This is a genomic window from Parabacteroides sp. AF17-28 (genome assembly GCF_003479205.1).
Taxonomy (GTDB): Bacteria; Bacteroidota; Bacteroidia; order Bacteroidales; family Tannerellaceae; genus Parabacteroides; species Parabacteroides acidifaciens.
Genome location: NZ_QUGV01000013.1, coordinates 20,373 through 36,921, shown reverse-complemented (window position 1 = coordinate 36,921; position 16,549 = coordinate 20,373). Strand labels below are relative to the sequence as shown.

Below are 16,549 nucleotides of genomic sequence, written 5' to 3'. Positions count from 1 at the left end.
TCACATTCCGGCTGTGTGTACTCGTCCACTTGTCCGTCTGCTATAATATAAAGACGAAAAAATGGACAAAAGCTATATACATATACTAATTGCTAAATTTTTCGGTAACGACCTGTCCCCGGAAATACAAAAGAAGTTTCACATCTGGCTTCTTGACGAGAATTTTCAGAAGGAAAAAGAAAAAGCATTGGCTGCTTTATGGGAGGAAGATCCGGCTGTGGCAGACGATTCAACGTTCCAAGAACTCGAACAACTGCATAAACGGATGAAAACAACCGACCGGCAGCTTTATAAATCCATTGGTTTGTATATCCGAAGAATCGCCGCGATCCTGCTTTTGCCTTTACTCGGAGCTTTTGGAACGTACTTTTATTTAACGGAGATAAACCCGGTTGTTGAAAAAACAGAGTTGGTGGAGTGTTCGACTTCCTATGGAGAGAAAAAACAAATCACCCTGTCGGACGGAACAGTTGTCTGGTTAAATGCAGGTTCGCTTCTTGTCTATGAAAAGGATTTCAAAGGTGCCACTCGTACTTTGTTTTTAAGCGGAGAAGCCAATTTCAAAGTAGCCAAGAATCCCCGGAAACCATTCATCGTAAATACAAAATACATGGACGTCGAGGCATTAGGGACCATTTTTAACGTACAATCCTACCCGGATTCCCCTAATACAATCGCGACATTAGAAGAAGGAAAAATCAAAGTCGACACGAAATATCCCGTCCGGAAGTCATTTATTATCAAACCCAATGAACAAGTTGTGTACAATCATATAAATAAGAAAGTATCCTTCAGCAAGGTTGACGCAAACAAATGCTCCTACTGGAAACAAGGCTACCTGATATTCCAGGGAACTACATTCGGGGAAATCGTACAAACGATCGAACGTAGCTTCGGGGTTACCGTCAACTATGAAGCCGGCCGATACAAAGAGCGGACATTTACAATCAAGTTCACTCCGGATGAAGGATTGGAGCACGTGATGGATATTCTCCAAAAAATAATCGGCTTCAAATACAAGGTAGAGAACAATAACGTATTCATTTATTAAAAATAGGAGGCACATACCATGAAAAAAAGAAACCGGGGAGCCGACGCCAATCATTCTCCCCGGAATTGAAATCGTAGAACACCACGCCTGATATCTTTTTACAGATAAGGGCATTTTATTCTAAATATTCAACTAAAAAATCTAATTTACAAAGATATGGAAATAAATAAAGAATCACAACACGGCAGACTAAATAGTCTGTTCATCTTTACTTTTATTTGTTTACTTCTTACACTCCCGCAACAAATCTTTGCGGAAAACCAGAAAGTAACATTGACTACAAAAAGTATAACCTTAAAGACTGCATTTGAAGAAATCGAAAAGCAAACAGGATACTCTGTCGATTATGAAGATACAAACATCAGTTTGAATAAAATCGTAAATGTTTCTATCAACAATCTGAATTTGTCGGATGCTATAAAAACCGTGTTGAAAAATACCGGATATACCTACTCTATCGAAGGGAAACACATCGTTATTTCAACACAGAAAGTCAATCAGGCACAGAAACGTAAAATCACCGGAAAGGTGAATGACGCCAATGGCGAACCGATTATCGGAGCCAATATCGTTGAAAAAGGGACGACTAACGGTACGATAACAGACATGAACGGAGATTTCACATTGGAAGTCCCGGAAAAAAGCATATTGCTGATCAGTTACATCGGATATGCTCCACGTGAAATCGCGGTCGGAACTCAACAGAATATCAGCATAAAACTGAATGAAGACACGGAAATGCTGGAAGAAGTGGTCGTTGTCGGTTACGGTACACAGAAAAAGTCGGATGTAACAACGGCAGTCGCTTCTGTTTCCTCCGAAAACTTGAAAAACCGGGCAGCCGTAAGTTTTGGCGAAGCAATGGCCGGACAGGTTCCGGGTGTACTTATCCAACAAACGAATGGTGCTCCCGGCGGTGAAGGATTGACGATAAAAGTTCGTGGAACAGGATCTATCACACAATCCAATGACCCGCTCTATGTTGTAGACGGTTATCCGATGGAGGGGGGAGCCTTCCGCCTGTTGAACTCTTCCGATATAGAAAGTATCCAGGTACTGAAGGATGCATCTTCCACTGCAATTTACGGTTCAAGAGGTGCAAACGGCGTTGTGATTATCACGACGAAGAAAGGACAGATAGGGAAACCGAGCGTACAATTGAATGCATACGTCGGATTCCAGCAACGTGAGAAAAAGGTCGAGATGATGAATCGTGACCAATATGTACAGTGGTTTATCGACGGCCGCAACCAGGCATGGTTGGACGCAAAGGTCATTTCATCCGATCCGGACCAGTCCCCGCATACAATCAACGATCCGAATTCCCGCCGTGCCCTCTACTCGGGAGCAAGTAGCCAGTATATGATACCGGACGGGACAGGCAGCTACAAATATAACTTCCTCGATCCGGCTTCCGTTGCACAAATGCCGGACAACGATTGGCAAGACCTGCTATACCGGAATGCAATGATGCAACAATATGAGCTGTCGGTTTCAGGAGGTGCGGAAAATACGCGCTATACATTCTCCGGCAGTTATACCAGCCAGGATGGTATCGTTTTGAATACGGACTATGAACGTTATAATTTCCGTACCAACATTTCTTCCAAGATCGCAAATTGCCTGAATGTCGGCATGAGCCTGATGGCTTATTATGCAAATGGAACAGAGCAGGCCAACGGAAAAGACTCTCCTGTCATGTACGCATTGAACCTGCCGCCTATCTATCCTCTTTATAATGAAGATGGCACATATGGATCGATGGTCCGCAATCCGGAAATTCTGGCAGGCGACGTAGCCAACCCGATCGGGATAGCCGAACAGGTCATGAACAAACGGAAACGTCACGGATGGTTGGGTACGATTTTCGCAGAGTGGGAAATCATTAAAAACCTGAAATACCGTATTAGCATAAATGGTAGTATTCAGGACAATATCAACAAGAAGTTCGAACCGTCGTATGTCGATTTCGATAGTTCCAAAGCGCCGCGTCCGGCAAAAGGGATCAATGAACGTTGGACAGATCGGGACTGGGTAATCGAAAATACATTAAACTATTCATTTACACTGGCAGACAAGCATAGTTTCAACGCCTTGTTAGGATATACCACACAATCGCATTCTTACGAACATATGTACGGAGAAGCCAGAGGGTATGCGAACGACAACATCACGACGTTGAACGCAGGAACCATGTATTCCTTGACAAGTGACGAATCCGAATATTCGATGATCTCTTATCTGGGACGTATCAATTATGTATATGATAACCGGTATATGTTGACAACGACTCTCCGTGGCGACGGTTCCTCCCGCTTCGGACGGAATAAGAAATGGGGTACCTTCCCGTCCGTCTCCTTAGGATGGCGTATTTCACAGGAAAAGTTCATGCAGGATGTGAAACAGATCAGTGACCTGAAGATCCGTGCCAGCTTCGGTATTTCCGGTAATAACCGTATCGGTAATTACTCTGCCATCGGCTTGTTATCCACCGGATTCTATCCGACAGGAGATGCAGTCCAGAACACGGTTAATCCGAACACGATGACAAACGACGATTTGGGTTGGGAACGTACACGCCAATATAATCTGGGTTTTGAATTAGGTATGTTCAACAATAGAATCCGTTTGGAAGGCGACTTCTACGACAGCCGGTCTATCGACTTGCTTTTGAACGTCCCTGTCCCGACCATTACAGGTTATTCCACTCAGATGCAAAATATAGGAAAAGTCCAGAATAGAGGTATGGAGTTTTCTTTGAATACCAAGAACCTGACAGGAGCATTTACCTGGTCCAGCAACTTTAACATCTCATTCAATAAGAATAAAGTGTTAGAGGTTGGCGTTGACGGCCGCCCGATCTACGGAAGCGCACCGAATGCCAATAATGCGTTCATCACCCAACCGGGATATCCGATTGCCAGTTTCTATGGATATAAATATCTCGGAGTTTTCCAGAGTGAGGAAGAATTAGCCAAATATCCTCATCTGAGTGGAGATAAAGTGGGTGACGGCCGGTATGAAGATGTAAACAAGGATGGGAAACTCGATCAGAATGATAAAACGATATTGGGAGACAATAACCCGTTATTCACAGCTGGTTTCAGTAACTCTTTCAGCTATAAGAATTTCACGCTGGACATCCAGTTTACGGGTTCATACGGCGCAGAAGTATTCAGCTTCTATAAACGCATGTGCGGCATCTATCACGGTGATCGTAACGGCATGATCGAACAAATGGGACGCTGGCGTTCGGAAAACGAACCGGGTGACGGTATTCACTTCCGCCCGACCCGTACACCTTCCGGCTGGCAGCGCGATCCTTCTTCAGCCTGGGTACAGGATGCTTCCTACCTGCGATTGAGAAACCTGACTTTCGGCTATAACTTCGACCAGAAAGTGTTGGATAAAGTAAAGATGAAAGGGTTGCGCCTGTATGTAACAGGACAGAACCTCTTCACTATTACGAATTATGTAGGCTACGACCCGGAGACCAGCAGCCAAAGCGGCCTTTCACAAGGGGGTGACTATCTGGGATATCCGACTGCCCGTTCATTTATAATCGGTGCCAATATTACGTTCTAAATGCTTAATACTATTCATTATGAAAAAGATATATTTATTATTCGTACTATCGCTTTTATGTATCTCTTGCAGTGATGATTTCATCACCAAGAATCCCCCTTCCGATCTAAACTCCGAAGGGTTCTACAAGACTGAGTCAGATATGAACCAGGCTGTACTGTCGGCTTATGCTAATTTACGATCTCTTTATAATCAGACTTATGTCAGGTTAGGGGAAATCCGTTCGGACAACACGACTTATTCCTGGTTAAGCGGAAACCCGGCAAACGAGAAGGGAGTGGATGAATTTGCTTCTCCGCTGTTACCTGAAAACAATTTTTTAGCCAGTTGCTGGGATGACAGTTATAAAACTATTTTGCGTTGTAACATTGTTATCGGGCGAATCGGAAATATCGAGTTCAAAGACGAAAAGCTAAAGACTCAGTATATTGCGGAAGCCCGCTTCTTACGTGCATTAATCTATTTTTACCTGAATCGTACGTTTGGCGGTTACGGGTTAAACGGCGAATTGTTGGGAGCGATCAAAGTGGATAAAGAAATCACCCAGGTCGAAGCGTATGAATTGGGCAGAGCTCCTTTGCAGGAAATGTACGATCTGATAATCGAAGACCTGAAATATGCGGAAGGCAATTTACCTGAAGCATACGGTTCTACCGATATCGGCCGTGTGACAAAAGGAGGAGCAACCGCTCTATTGGGGAAAGTATATATGACAATGGCCGGTTATCCGCTGAACAAAGGGGACGAATATTACAAATTGGCGATTGAACAGTTCAAATCGACAATCAATAATCCCCGCTATTCTCTGGTCGCAACCTATAAAGACTTGTTTGAAGTCTCCAACAAAAATACGTCAGAGTCTCTGTTCGAAGTCCAATACAAAAAAGGCACTCAGGGCGGAGCTACCGGAAGTCCTTGGAATAATAATTTCGCACCTCGATTCTCCGACAAAGAAGTGGTCCTGGTCGGAGATAAAGGAGGGGAAAACTCGCCTACACAAGATATGTCTAATGCATATGAAGTCGGAGATCCCCGTAAATATGTATCCATGCGTGACGGTTGGACAAATGCGAAAACCGGAAGTTGGGAAAATGAAAAATATGTCTGCAAATATTACGACGTTTCATCCAGTGGTTCGGATAATGACAACAATTGGATCGAGTTGAGACTGGGAGACATTTTCCTCTTATATGCAGAAGCTCTTGTCCGTACAAACGGAGATAAGCAAACAGCGATTAATTACGTGAATAAAATCAGGGAACGTGCACGCAATACACCGGGAGATCCGGATATTACACCGGCAGCTGATTTACTACGTGACTATGCACCCGGCGATTTCCCAACGGCGAATGATTTATTACTCGCCATTGAAAAAGAGCGCCGCGTGGAACTGGCTTTTGAGAACCACCGCTGGTTTGATCTGGTCCGTACCGGAAGGGCTAAAGACGTAATGACTGCCGAACAAAAGTTCGACGGATATCCCGAATTTACTTGGAGTGATGATGCATTGGCTTATCCGATTCCGATGACCGTTATGCAGTCTAATCCGGGAAAAATCATTCAGAATAAAGGATATACGCAATTATAGACTATCTTTACGAGGGGCAAAACGCCCCTCGTAATAAACTTATAATCCTATATTGTTATGAATAGATTAAGAATTACATTCGGTCTCTTATTATGCAGCCTTTCTTGTGTCTGCTTTGCTCAGAAAGAAGAACAAAAGTGTACAATCTCAGATTGCATAACCACTTTTTCGGAGGAACATGTGAATAAGAACAGTACAGGCTGGGCTTTCTGGTTCATCCCTGCGGACGGAATTGCGGATACGCTTTCGGTTAAAATGTCCTATGTAGACAAAGGGATAAAAACCCATGAGCCGCATTCCCATTTTGAAGACGAGCTATTCTATATGGTCGAGGGAACATCCATTGTCCGCCTGAATGAAGAAGAACATGTTCTCAAGCCGGGGGATGCTTTTTATGCGCCGGGAAATTCCTCTCACAACATCCGCAGAACAGACGATCATCAAGCCATTAAGTATGTCATGTTCAAACGTGAAATTCGTGGGAAGCTGTCGGAACCGTTTTTGCCGGGAATAAAAAATTACTCGATGAAGGACTACCTGATTCCTTTCAAAGAATCAGCTCTGACTAAAAACGGCAATGACAAGACCATGTGGTATCTGACAAAAGAAATGTCTGCCGGAGGACTGAATGCCCGACTTCATATTCTTTCCGGTTCTGCCTTGCATGAAGCGGATGGCTATTCAGGACAAGAGGTTTATTTCATACTGGATGGAAAAGCAAATGTTTCGGTTAACGGTGAAAGCCGGACCATCGAACCGCTTTCATCCTGCTATTGCCCTGCCGGCTCCAAACATAGTATCCGGAATGTCGGCAAAAACGTTTTGAAATTTATTGTAGTAAGGACAAAATAATTAAAATAGATATGACTAAAATAATCACATTTCTAACAATGTTCCTGTTCTTATGGACAGGGAACATTTATTCTCAGGATAACCAGCTTACAGCTAAAGAAAAAAAGGAAGGCTGGGTATTACTCTTTAACGGGAAGAATCTGGATGGATGGACTTCCGTCGGGAAAGACACACCGCCTGCATTCGGCTGGGTTGTTGAAGACGGTATCCTGAACGTGCGTAAACAGGGTGACAAAAGGGGAGGTGACATCATCACCCGGGATCAATATTCGGACTTCGACCTGAAAGTGGATTTCCGTATCACCAAAGGAGCTAACAGCGGTATCAAATACTTCTTTACCAAATACGAAAAAGGGGGATGGCTCGGGCTGGAATATCAGATTCTGGATGATGAAAACCATCCGGATGCCAAACTGGGACGCGATGGGAACCGGTTGGAAGGCGGACTATACGACATGTTGCCGACCTCACCCAAGCAAGTCAATCCGATAGGAGAATGGAACCAGGCACGTATCGTGGCAAAAGGGACAAAAGTCACTCATTATTTGAACGGGAAAAAGATCCTTTCTTTTGACCGCAGCAGCGAACAATACAAAAAAGCATGGCAATTAAGCAAATACAAAAATTCCAAGCCGATGTTCGGTGATGTCAAGGAAGGACATATCCTTTTACAGGACCATGGAGACGAGGTTTCTTTCCGCAATGTGAAAATAAAAGTATTAAAATAATCTTATAACAAATTGAGACATGAAAAATACAACAAGAAGAGGTTTTATCAAACAGGTAGCCGCCACGGGTGTGGGGCTGACAATCGGTGGTATGTCTTTCAAGGCATCAAGTGCAAAAAGTTATGCAAATATCGTAGGGGCGAATGAACGGGTGAACATGGCCGTTATGGGAACAAACGGACGTGGCGCAGGTATGGCACGCAACTTCCAGAATCATAAAGATGTAGAGATGCGATATGTCTGCGATGTCGAAGAAAAGGCATTGGCAAAAGGTGTTGCGGCCGTGAAAAAAGCGGGCGGTAATCCGAAGACGGAAAAAGATATCCGGAAAATATTGGAAGATAAAAACATCGATGCGATCCTGGTAACAGCTCCGGACCATTGGCATGCACCTGCCACTATCATGGCTTGCCAGGCCGGAAAACATGTCTACTGCGAGAAACCGTGCAGCCACAACCCGCACGAAGGGGAACTAAGCATTGCCGCCGCCCGCAAATATAACCGTGTCGTACAGGTCGGTGCACAACGCCGTTCCTGGCCCGGACTAACAGAGGGCATCGAAGCGTTGCACAATGGCGTTATCGGACATATCCATTTTGCAAAAGGCTGGTACACGAATAACCGTGCATCCATCGGTTTCGGGAAGGAAGTTCCTGCTCCTTCAACGATCGACTTCGATCTGTGGCAGGGGCCTGCACCCCGCCGCTCCTACCGCGATAACCTGATCCATTACAACTGGCACTGGTTCTGGCATTGGGGTACAGGCGAAGCATTGAACAACGGCACACATGAGATAGATGTCATCCGCTGGGGATTGGGATTGGATTTCCCGACAAGTGTCAGTTCCGAAGGCGGCCGTTTCCGCTTCAAGGATGACTGGGAAACACCCGATACACAGACAATCGATATTCGCTTTGGCGATAATTGCCTTGTTTCCTGGGAAGGACGCAGCTGTAATTCCCGCAATACGGAAGGACGGGACCGTGGAGTCATATTCTATGGAGAAGGCGGCGCGCTGGAAACGGGTGAGAACGGATATCGTATTTTCGATATGAAAAACAAGTTGATCAAAGAAGTCGCTTCCAAAGATGTGATCGATGGACGCGACCCTTCCAGCCCGAGTGCAAACCTGGATATGGGACATATCGCTAACTTTATTGAATCCATAAAGACAAACAGTCGTCCGAATGGAGACATAGAAGAGCTGCATAAAAGCACACTGCTGGTTCAATTAGGCAACATCGCCTGGCGAACAGGACACCGCCTGATGATCGATCCGACAAACGGACACATCATCAACGACCCTGAAGCACAACGCCTGTGGAGCCGTACTTATGAACCGGGTTGGGAACCCATTGTTTAAAGCGTCATATCATGGTAAAATAGACGATGAAAAGCCGGACATTTGTTTGTGAAAGCAAATTCCGGCTTTGTTTTTTTACCAAAATAGGTACTTGCAGACATTAAGAATCAGGGATATTTATGTATGTTTGCAACCAAAACACTTTTTTGTATAATCTAAAATCACCATGAATATGCGCATTATTCCTTATTTCGTTTTCTTTTTATGTTTCGCTGCGTGTACGGGAACACCACAAAAAGAGCCTCTCACCCTTTGGTATCATGAGCCGGCACACAATTGGGATGAAGCCCTGCCGGTAGGAAACGGGCGGGCCGGAGCGATGGTCTTCGGAGGAGTTGAGAAAGAACAACTGCAATTGAATGAAAACACCTTGTACAGCGGGGAACCGTCGGTCGTCTTCAAAGATGTGAAGATCACGCCGGAGATGTTCGACCGGGTTACCGGACTGATGAAAGCCGGGAAATATACGGCAGCATCCGACCTGGTCTGCAAGAACTGGCTGGGACGCCTGCACCAGTATTACCAGCCGTTCGGAGATCTGCACATCCAAAACAATAAACACGGAGATGCCGGACAGTACAAACGGACACTCAACATTTCAGATGCTATCGCAACAACAGCATACGAACAAAACGGCATACGCTATGAACGGGAAGTCTTCGCCTCCCATCCGGACGATGTCATCGTCATTCATCTGAAAAGCGAGACCTCAAAAGGCATCGATATTTCACTCGACTTCACCTCTCCCCATCCGACAGCCGTACAGAAAGGAGAAAGCGACCGCTTGATCCTGCACGGACAGGCTCCCGGCTATGTGGAACGACGCACATTCGAACAACTCGAGCAATGGGGCGACCAATATAAACATCCCGAACTCTACGATGCAAAGGGAAACCGCAAATTCAACAAACGCATACTCTACGGAGATGAAATCGACGGAAAAGGGATGTTCTTCGAAGCCCAATTGAAACCGGTCCTTCCGAAGGACGGAAAATGCGAAATCACGGATTCCGGCATACACGTCTATAATACAGGAGAAGTCTATTTCCTGCTTAGCATGGCAACCAGCTTCAACGGTTTCGACAAAAGTCCGAGCCGGGAAGGTATCGATCCAGCTGCCAAAGCAGCCGATATCCTCGACAAAGCGCTTGCCTATGATTACCCGACATTGAAACAACGCCATACGGAAGACTACCGTTCTCTCTTCGACCGTGTCAATTTAGAACTGGTATCTTCTCCCGGACAAAAGGCAATGCCGACCGACACACGCCTCGAGCAGTTTGCACAAACTGCCGATCCGGATCTGGCCGCACTTCTCTTCCAGTTCGGACGCTACCTGATGATCAGCGGTTCACGTCCCGGAGGGCAACCTTTGAACCTGCAAGGAATGTGGAATAAAGACACGATCCCCGCCTGGAACTGCGGTTATACAATCAACATCAATACGGAAATGAACTACTGGCCGGCCGAACTGACCAACTTGTCAGAGTGCCAGGAACCGCTGTTCCGGATGATCCGCGAGTTAGCCGTCTCAGGAGCAGAAACCGCACAAAACATGTATGGCCGCCGTGGCTGGGTAGCACATCACAACACTTCCATCTGGCGGGAATCCCTGCCGAACGACAATGTGCCGACAGCCTCTTTCTGGCCAATGGTACAAGGTTGGCTTTGCAGCCATCTCTGGGAACACTACCAGTTTACACAAGATACGGACTTCCTGAAAAACGAGGCATACCCGCTGATGAAAGGAGCAGCCGAGTTCTTCGCCGATTGGCTGATTGACGACGGCAACGGACATTTGGTTACCCCGGTAGGCGTCTCTCCCGAAAATACCTTTATCACGGAAGACGGGCAGCAGGCGGCCATGAGCATGGGACCGACAATGGATATGGCGATCATACGGGAAACTTTCACCCGCACACTCGCTACTGCCGAGATGTTCGACCTCGACGAACCGCTCCGCGCCGAACTGAAAGACAAACTGGAACGCCTGCTCCCCTACCAGGTCGGGAAACGGGGACAACTACAGGAGTGGATGTACGATTTCAAAGAACGTGAACCCCAACACCGCCATTTCTCTCACTTATACGGCTTCCACCCGAGTGACCAGATCACACCGGATAAGACGCCGGAACTTTTCAATGCCGTCCGCAAAACCCTCGAATTGCGCGGCGACCTTGCTTCCGGCTGGTCGATGGGATGGAAGATCAACTGCTGGGCGCGTTTGTTGGACGGTAACCACGCCTATAAAATCATCGCCAACCTGTTCAACCCGGTCGGATTCGGCAACAGCGAACACAAAGGTGGCGGTCTGTTCCGAAATATGCTTTGTGCACATCCGCCTTTCCAGATCGATGGGAACTTCGGCTATACGGCCGGCGTCACGGAAATACTGTTGCAAAGCCATGCCGGCTACATCCACCTGCTGCCTGCCCTGCCCGACGTATGGGCGGAAGGTGCGGTTTCCGGCTTGAAAGCAAGAGGAAACTTTGAAGTCGCAATGAACTGGAAAGAGGGCAAGCTGACGGATGCAAATATCCATTCCCTGGCAGGGAAAAGCTGTACGCTGCGTGCCGGACAACCTTTTACAATCAAACAAAACGGCAAAGTCGTTGCCACTTCTACTCCTATCCGATCAAACGGCAAGGAATACCACCAAGCAACATTCCAATCAGATACGCATTTGTCGAATAGTTACAAATTAACGCTTTTATTCGATTAACTATTTACCAATCAATAATAATAACAATCATGAAATATTATAAACAAATTCACATTGCCGCCTTTCTTTTTTTACTTATTGGCTGCAATCAGCATCCTCAAAAAGTAGAACGAATCAACATGATTCCAAAAGTTATCACCAATGAACTATATATTTCAAAGAATTGCAAACTAATCAAGACAAATGATTTTTTCTATATATCCGATATAAAAGAAACCGATGGATTTATTAAAATCTATAATCCGGATGGCTCTTTTAATACAAGTATCGGGAAAATTGGAAACGGACCGGAAGAATTTACAACTCCCTATATCACTCCCTATAAAGATGAGGGCATCTTGGTATGGAATCAATGGGGAAGATATAATTCTGCAATTTCTCAAAACACAAAAGAAGGCATGCTTTTAAATCCTATTACGACTTGTTTTATCAATGAAAACGTAGCCTCTTTACAAACAGATTTTGAAGGGAATTTCATTATTTACAATCCAACTAAAAAAGAGGGTATTATCACACTCTATTCTAAAGATGGAAAAGAAATCGCTTCTGCCGGGAAGTTGCCATATCCACAAGATATATCTAATAGACAAGAATGTTTTTCGGGCAATATCATGTACAACCCTTATAACAAAAAACTTGTGCTTGCTTTAAACACGCTTCCATATACAGCTGTTTATCAAATTAAGGATAACAACATTACCCTTTTAAATGAACAAGAAATAGGGGACGCCGAGTATCATATTTCAGACAACAATATGAACATTCCTAATCCGGGAAAAGATTGTCTTGTCGGATTTTGTCTGACCAAAGATTACATTGTGTCTATTTTAAATGACCCGGATTATAAAGGAACTGACCGCAGCCAGACTTCCCCTAAACGACACACAGTAGGAGTTTATGATTACAACCTCAATTTAATTAAAATCGCCAATCTCAATATGCCAAGAATCAATTTGGCATCTCAAGGGAATGACAATAGTTTTTATTCTATCGTGTTAAACCCGGAATATAGTATTGTTAAAGCAGAGCTATAAGATGCTGTTTAAAATTTATTCAGCTGTCTTTTGAGAGTTCTTTTGATATCTTTCTTCTGTTTTCAGAAAAGCTACTACTCTTCATGGCAGGCGACAGCGGATGAGTATATGGGACAAAACGGAGGCGTATTGGCGCTGGCGGTGTTTGCGGGGGCGTCCTATCGGGGTCGTCAGTATGCCGAGCCAGGCCATGCTGATGACCGGAAAAGCAGAAGAGGACAAAATGATACGTCTGTTTTCTGGAATAATTTCAGTTATTAATCATGTTTTCGCGCACACACCATGTTTGTTTAAAAATAAACTCCTACTTTTGTAGTCTGAACACATTATAAACCATTGATATGGATAAGAAAGTAATAACCTTTGGAGAAATCATGCTTAGACTGGCCACTCCAGACTATCTCCGTTTTTGTCAGAGTGATAAATTGAATGCTACCTTCGGTGGCGGTGAAGCAAACGTAGCTGTATCACTGGCTAACTATGGTATTGCAACAGAGTTTGTAACCCGTTTGCCGAAAAACGACATTGCACGTGCCTGTGTGATGGATCTGCGTAAATATGGTGTCGGAACTTCCCACATTGTTTACGGTGGAGACCGCTTAGGTATCTATTTCCTGGAAACAGGTGCCGTAGCCCGTGCCAGCAAGGTGGTTTACGATCGCGCCCATTCGGCTATCTCTGAAATCAAACCGGGAATGGTCAATTGGGAAGAAGTATTCAAAGATGCATCCTGGTTCCACTGGACAGGTATTACTCCCGCTATTTCGCAAGGCGCCGCAGACGCTTGCCTGGAAGCAATCCAGACAGCAAACCGAATGGGTGTACCCGTATCCTGCGACATCAACTACCGCAAGAACCTGTGGAAATATGGAAAGACGGCTTCTGAAGTGATGCCTGCATTGGTTGCCGGTTGCGACGTGATCCTGGGTAACGAAGAAGATGCAGAAAAGGTATTCGGCATCAAACCGGAAGGTTTCGATGTGACAGCCACGAACGGTGAAGTAAACGCTGCCGAATTCGAATCGGTATGCACACAGTTGATGGCTAAGTTCCCGCGTGCCAAGAAAGTGATCATCACACTCCGCGGCGCTATCAATGCCAACCACAATACCTGGGGTGGTGTTCTCTATGCCGACGGCAAACTGTATCAGTCCCGTCGTTATGACATCACGCATATCGTTGACCGCGTCGGCGGTGGCGACTCTTTCATGGGCGGCTTGATCTATGGTCTTTTGACTTATACAACAGACGACCAGAAAGCACTCGATTTCGCTGTTGCAGCTTCCTGCCTGAAACACACGATCTATGGTGACTTTAACCAGGTGACTGTTGATGAAGTTGAAAAACTGATGGGTGGCGACGCTTCAGGACGAGTATCGAGATAAGAAGAATAATGCGACAATTAGACAATGTGCCAATATGCCAATGGAAGAGACAGATTCGGGACATAAGCTAATTGGCACATTGGCATATTAACACATTAATAAATTATTCATTATGGCAAGATTCAATAAAATGCAGGTACTCGACGCGATCGTCAGCACTGGAATGGTACCTGTTTACTACAATAAAGATGTAGAAACGGCAAAACAAGTCGTAAAGGCATGTTACGAAGGTGGCGTACGCGCTTTCGAATTTACAAACCGTGGTGACTTCGCTCACGAAGTATTTGCCGAACTGATCAAGTTCACAGCTAAAGAATGTCCGGAAATGATTTTGGGTGTCGGTTCTATCGTGGACGCCGGAACAGCTTCCCTGTACCTGCAATTGGGTGCAAACTTCATTGTCGGCCCGTTGTTCAACCCGGAAATTGCGAAGGTTTGTAACCGTCGCTTAGTTCCTTATACACCAGGTTGCGGTTCCGTATCGGAAATCGGTTTCGCCCAGGAAGTAGGTTGCGACCTGTGCAAGATCTTCCCGGCCGGAAACGTGGGCGGTCCGTCATTCGTGAAGAACATCAAAGCTCCGATGCCCTGGTCCATGATTATGGCGACAGGCGCAGTCGAACCGACGGAAGAAAACCTGTCGGCTTGGTTCAAAGCAGGTGTGACCTGTGTCGGTATGGGTTCCAAACTGTTCCCGAAAGAGATGATCTCAGCCGGAAACTGGGAAGCAATCTCCACTCTCTGCCGCGACGCGCTGGCTACTATCAAAAAATATCGTTAACAACATAAACCACTAATAGTATGAAGACATTTCTCGATTCCAATTTCCTGCTCCAGTCGGATACCGCCCAGAAACTGTATCACGAACACGCAGCGAAAATGCCGATCATCGATTATCACTGCCACCTGATCCCACAGCAGATAGCCGACAACTACCAGTTTGCCGACCTGACGGAGATATGGCTTGGTGGAGACCACTACAAATGGCGCGCCATGCGTGCCAACGGCGTACCTGAAGAATATATCACGGGAGACAAACCAGCTTACGAGAAGTTTGAAAAATGGGCGGACACCATGCAACATGCCATGCGTAATCCGCTCTATCATTGGACTCACCTCGAGTTGAGCCGTATCTTCGGTGTAGACAAGGTGTTGAACCCGTCCACCGCCCGCGAGATCTATGACGAATGTACAGCCAAGCTGCAAACACCCGAATTCCGCGCCCAGGCGATCATGGAACGGATGAATGTGGAAGTCGTTTGTACGACGGACGATCCGATCGATGATTTGCAATATCATGCAGCTATCCGCAAAAGTAGCCTGAAAACAAAAGTTCTTCCTGCCTGGAGACCGGATAAGGCAATGGCGATCGAGAATGTCGCAACATACAATGAATATCTGACGAAGCTGGAAGCCGCCGCCAATATGTCGATTCTGAACTTCAAGGATCTGATCGGCGCCCTGCAGAAACGTCACGATTTCTTCGAATCGCAGGGTTGCAACCTGTCCGATCACGGTCTGACCACTTTCTATGCCGAGCCCTACACAGATGCCGAAATCGAAGCCATCTTCCTGAAAGCTCGCATGAAGAAAGAGCTGACAGCCGAAGAGATCGACAAATTCCGTTCCGCCATGCTCTACGAGTTGGCTGTGATGGATGCCCGCAGTAATTGGGTACAGCAGTTCCACATCGGAGCTACGCGTAATAACAACGCCCGTATGTTCAAGAAGTTAGGTCCGGACACCGGTTACGACGCTATCGCCGATGCCGAAGTCGCCACTCCGCTATCCCGTTTCCTGAGCCGCCTGGACGAAGAAGGCGTACTGGCAAAGTCGATCTTCTACAACCTGAACCCGCGTGACAATGAACTGATGGTCACCACGATCTACAGCTTCAACGATGGTACGGTGCCCGGAAAGATGCAATACGGTTCCGGCTGGTGGTTCCTGGATCAGATCCACGGTATGGAAAAGCAACTGAACGCTCTGTCAGACTTAGGATTACTAAGCCGCTTCGTCGGTATGCTGACAGACTCACGCAGCTTCCTGTCTTATCCGCGTCACGAATACTTCCGCCGTATCTTGTGTAACATCCTCGGCCGCGAAGTAGAAAATGGCGAATTGCCCGCATCCGAACTGCCTTTCATCGGCAAGATGGTTGAAGACATCAGCTACAATAATGCAAAACAGTATTTCGGATTCTAAGAGTCCTTTCTTCAAAAAGGGGGTGAAGTTCATCTG

General features: G+C 45.9%; 12 protein-coding genes. All 12 read left to right on the top strand.

Going from position 1 to position 16,549, the window contains the following annotated elements:
- Positions 1–61 precede the first annotated feature (61 nt).
- The 12 genes from DWW90_RS11085 (at position 62) to uxaC (ending at position 16,513) form a co-directional block, all read left to right on the top strand.
- Positions 62–1,051, top strand: a complete 990-nt coding sequence (locus tag DWW90_RS11085) for a FecR family protein (protein ID WP_122345015.1) — start codon at positions 62–64, stop codon at positions 1,049–1,051.
- Between the two features lie 156 nt (positions 1,052–1,207).
- Positions 1,208–4,636, top strand: coding sequence for a TonB-dependent receptor (locus tag DWW90_RS11080; protein ID WP_122345014.1), 3,429 nt, complete (start codon positions 1,208–1,210; stop codon positions 4,634–4,636).
- A 19-nt stretch (positions 4,637–4,655) separates the two neighbouring features.
- Positions 4,656–6,224: a RagB/SusD family nutrient uptake outer membrane protein gene (locus DWW90_RS11075; RefSeq protein ID WP_122345013.1), complete on the top strand. Its 1,569-nt coding sequence runs from the start codon at positions 4,656–4,658 to the stop codon at positions 6,222–6,224.
- Between the two features lie 57 nt (positions 6,225–6,281).
- Positions 6,282–7,076: a cupin domain-containing protein gene (locus DWW90_RS11070; RefSeq protein ID WP_122345012.1), complete on the top strand. Its 795-nt coding sequence runs from the start codon at positions 6,282–6,284 to the stop codon at positions 7,074–7,076.
- 11 nt (positions 7,077–7,087) lie between these two features.
- Positions 7,088–7,804, top strand: a complete 717-nt coding sequence (locus DWW90_RS11065; protein ID WP_233547710.1) for a DUF1080 domain-containing protein — start codon at positions 7,088–7,090, stop codon at positions 7,802–7,804.
- Between the two features lie 19 nt (positions 7,805–7,823).
- Positions 7,824–9,167, top strand: a complete 1,344-nt coding sequence (locus DWW90_RS11060) for a Gfo/Idh/MocA family protein (RefSeq protein ID WP_115498871.1) — start codon at positions 7,824–7,826, stop codon at positions 9,165–9,167.
- A 166-nt stretch (positions 9,168–9,333) separates the two neighbouring features.
- Positions 9,334–11,889, top strand: coding sequence for a glycoside hydrolase N-terminal domain-containing protein (locus DWW90_RS11055; protein ID WP_122345010.1), 2,556 nt, complete (start codon positions 9,334–9,336; stop codon positions 11,887–11,889).
- Positions 11,890–11,918: 29 nt separating this feature from the next.
- A complete protein-coding gene (locus tag DWW90_RS11050; protein ID WP_122345009.1) occupies positions 11,919–12,923 on the top strand; it encodes a BF3164 family lipoprotein in 1,005 nt (334 codons plus the stop codon).
- A 30-nt stretch (positions 12,924–12,953) separates the two neighbouring features.
- Complete coding sequence (locus tag DWW90_RS20395; protein ID WP_147382422.1) at positions 12,954–13,184, top strand: hypothetical protein; 231 nt, start codon at positions 12,954–12,956, stop codon at positions 13,182–13,184.
- Positions 13,185–13,264: 80 nt separating this feature from the next.
- On the top strand, positions 13,265–14,308 hold the full coding sequence (locus tag DWW90_RS11045) for a sugar kinase (RefSeq protein ID WP_115498867.1): 1,044 nt from the start codon (positions 13,265–13,267) through the stop codon (positions 14,306–14,308).
- Positions 14,309–14,420: 112 nt separating this feature from the next.
- The gene (locus DWW90_RS11040) at positions 14,421–15,089 is read left to right on the top strand and encodes a bifunctional 4-hydroxy-2-oxoglutarate aldolase/2-dehydro-3-deoxy-phosphogluconate aldolase (RefSeq protein WP_115498866.1); all 669 of its coding nucleotides are present in this window, start codon (positions 14,421–14,423) and stop codon (positions 15,087–15,089) included.
- Between the two features lie 20 nt (positions 15,090–15,109).
- Complete coding sequence (gene uxaC, locus DWW90_RS11035) at positions 15,110–16,513, top strand: glucuronate isomerase (protein WP_122345008.1); 1,404 nt, start codon at positions 15,110–15,112, stop codon at positions 16,511–16,513.
- Positions 16,514–16,549 lie beyond the last annotated feature (36 nt).

Coding starts and splice junctions, on each gene's coding strand:
- DWW90_RS11085 (WP_122345015.1), top strand. CDS start 62: ATGGACAAAAGCTATATACATATACTAATTGCTAAATTTTTCGGTAAC.
- DWW90_RS11080 (WP_122345014.1), top strand. CDS start 1,208: ATGGAAATAAATAAAGAATCACAACACGGCAGACTAAATAGTCTGTTC.
- DWW90_RS11075 (WP_122345013.1), top strand. CDS start 4,656: ATGAAAAAGATATATTTATTATTCGTACTATCGCTTTTATGTATCTCT.
- DWW90_RS11070 (WP_122345012.1), top strand. CDS start 6,282: ATGAATAGATTAAGAATTACATTCGGTCTCTTATTATGCAGCCTTTCT.
- DWW90_RS11065 (WP_233547710.1), top strand. CDS start 7,088: ATGACTAAAATAATCACATTTCTAACAATGTTCCTGTTCTTATGGACA.
- DWW90_RS11060 (WP_115498871.1), top strand. CDS start 7,824: ATGAAAAATACAACAAGAAGAGGTTTTATCAAACAGGTAGCCGCCACG.
- DWW90_RS11055 (WP_122345010.1), top strand. CDS start 9,334: ATGAATATGCGCATTATTCCTTATTTCGTTTTCTTTTTATGTTTCGCT.
- DWW90_RS11050 (WP_122345009.1), top strand. CDS start 11,919: ATGAAATATTATAAACAAATTCACATTGCCGCCTTTCTTTTTTTACTT.
- DWW90_RS11045 (WP_115498867.1), top strand. CDS start 13,265: ATGGATAAGAAAGTAATAACCTTTGGAGAAATCATGCTTAGACTGGCC.
- DWW90_RS11040 (WP_115498866.1), top strand. CDS start 14,421: ATGGCAAGATTCAATAAAATGCAGGTACTCGACGCGATCGTCAGCACT.
- uxaC (WP_122345008.1), top strand. CDS start 15,110: ATGAAGACATTTCTCGATTCCAATTTCCTGCTCCAGTCGGATACCGCC.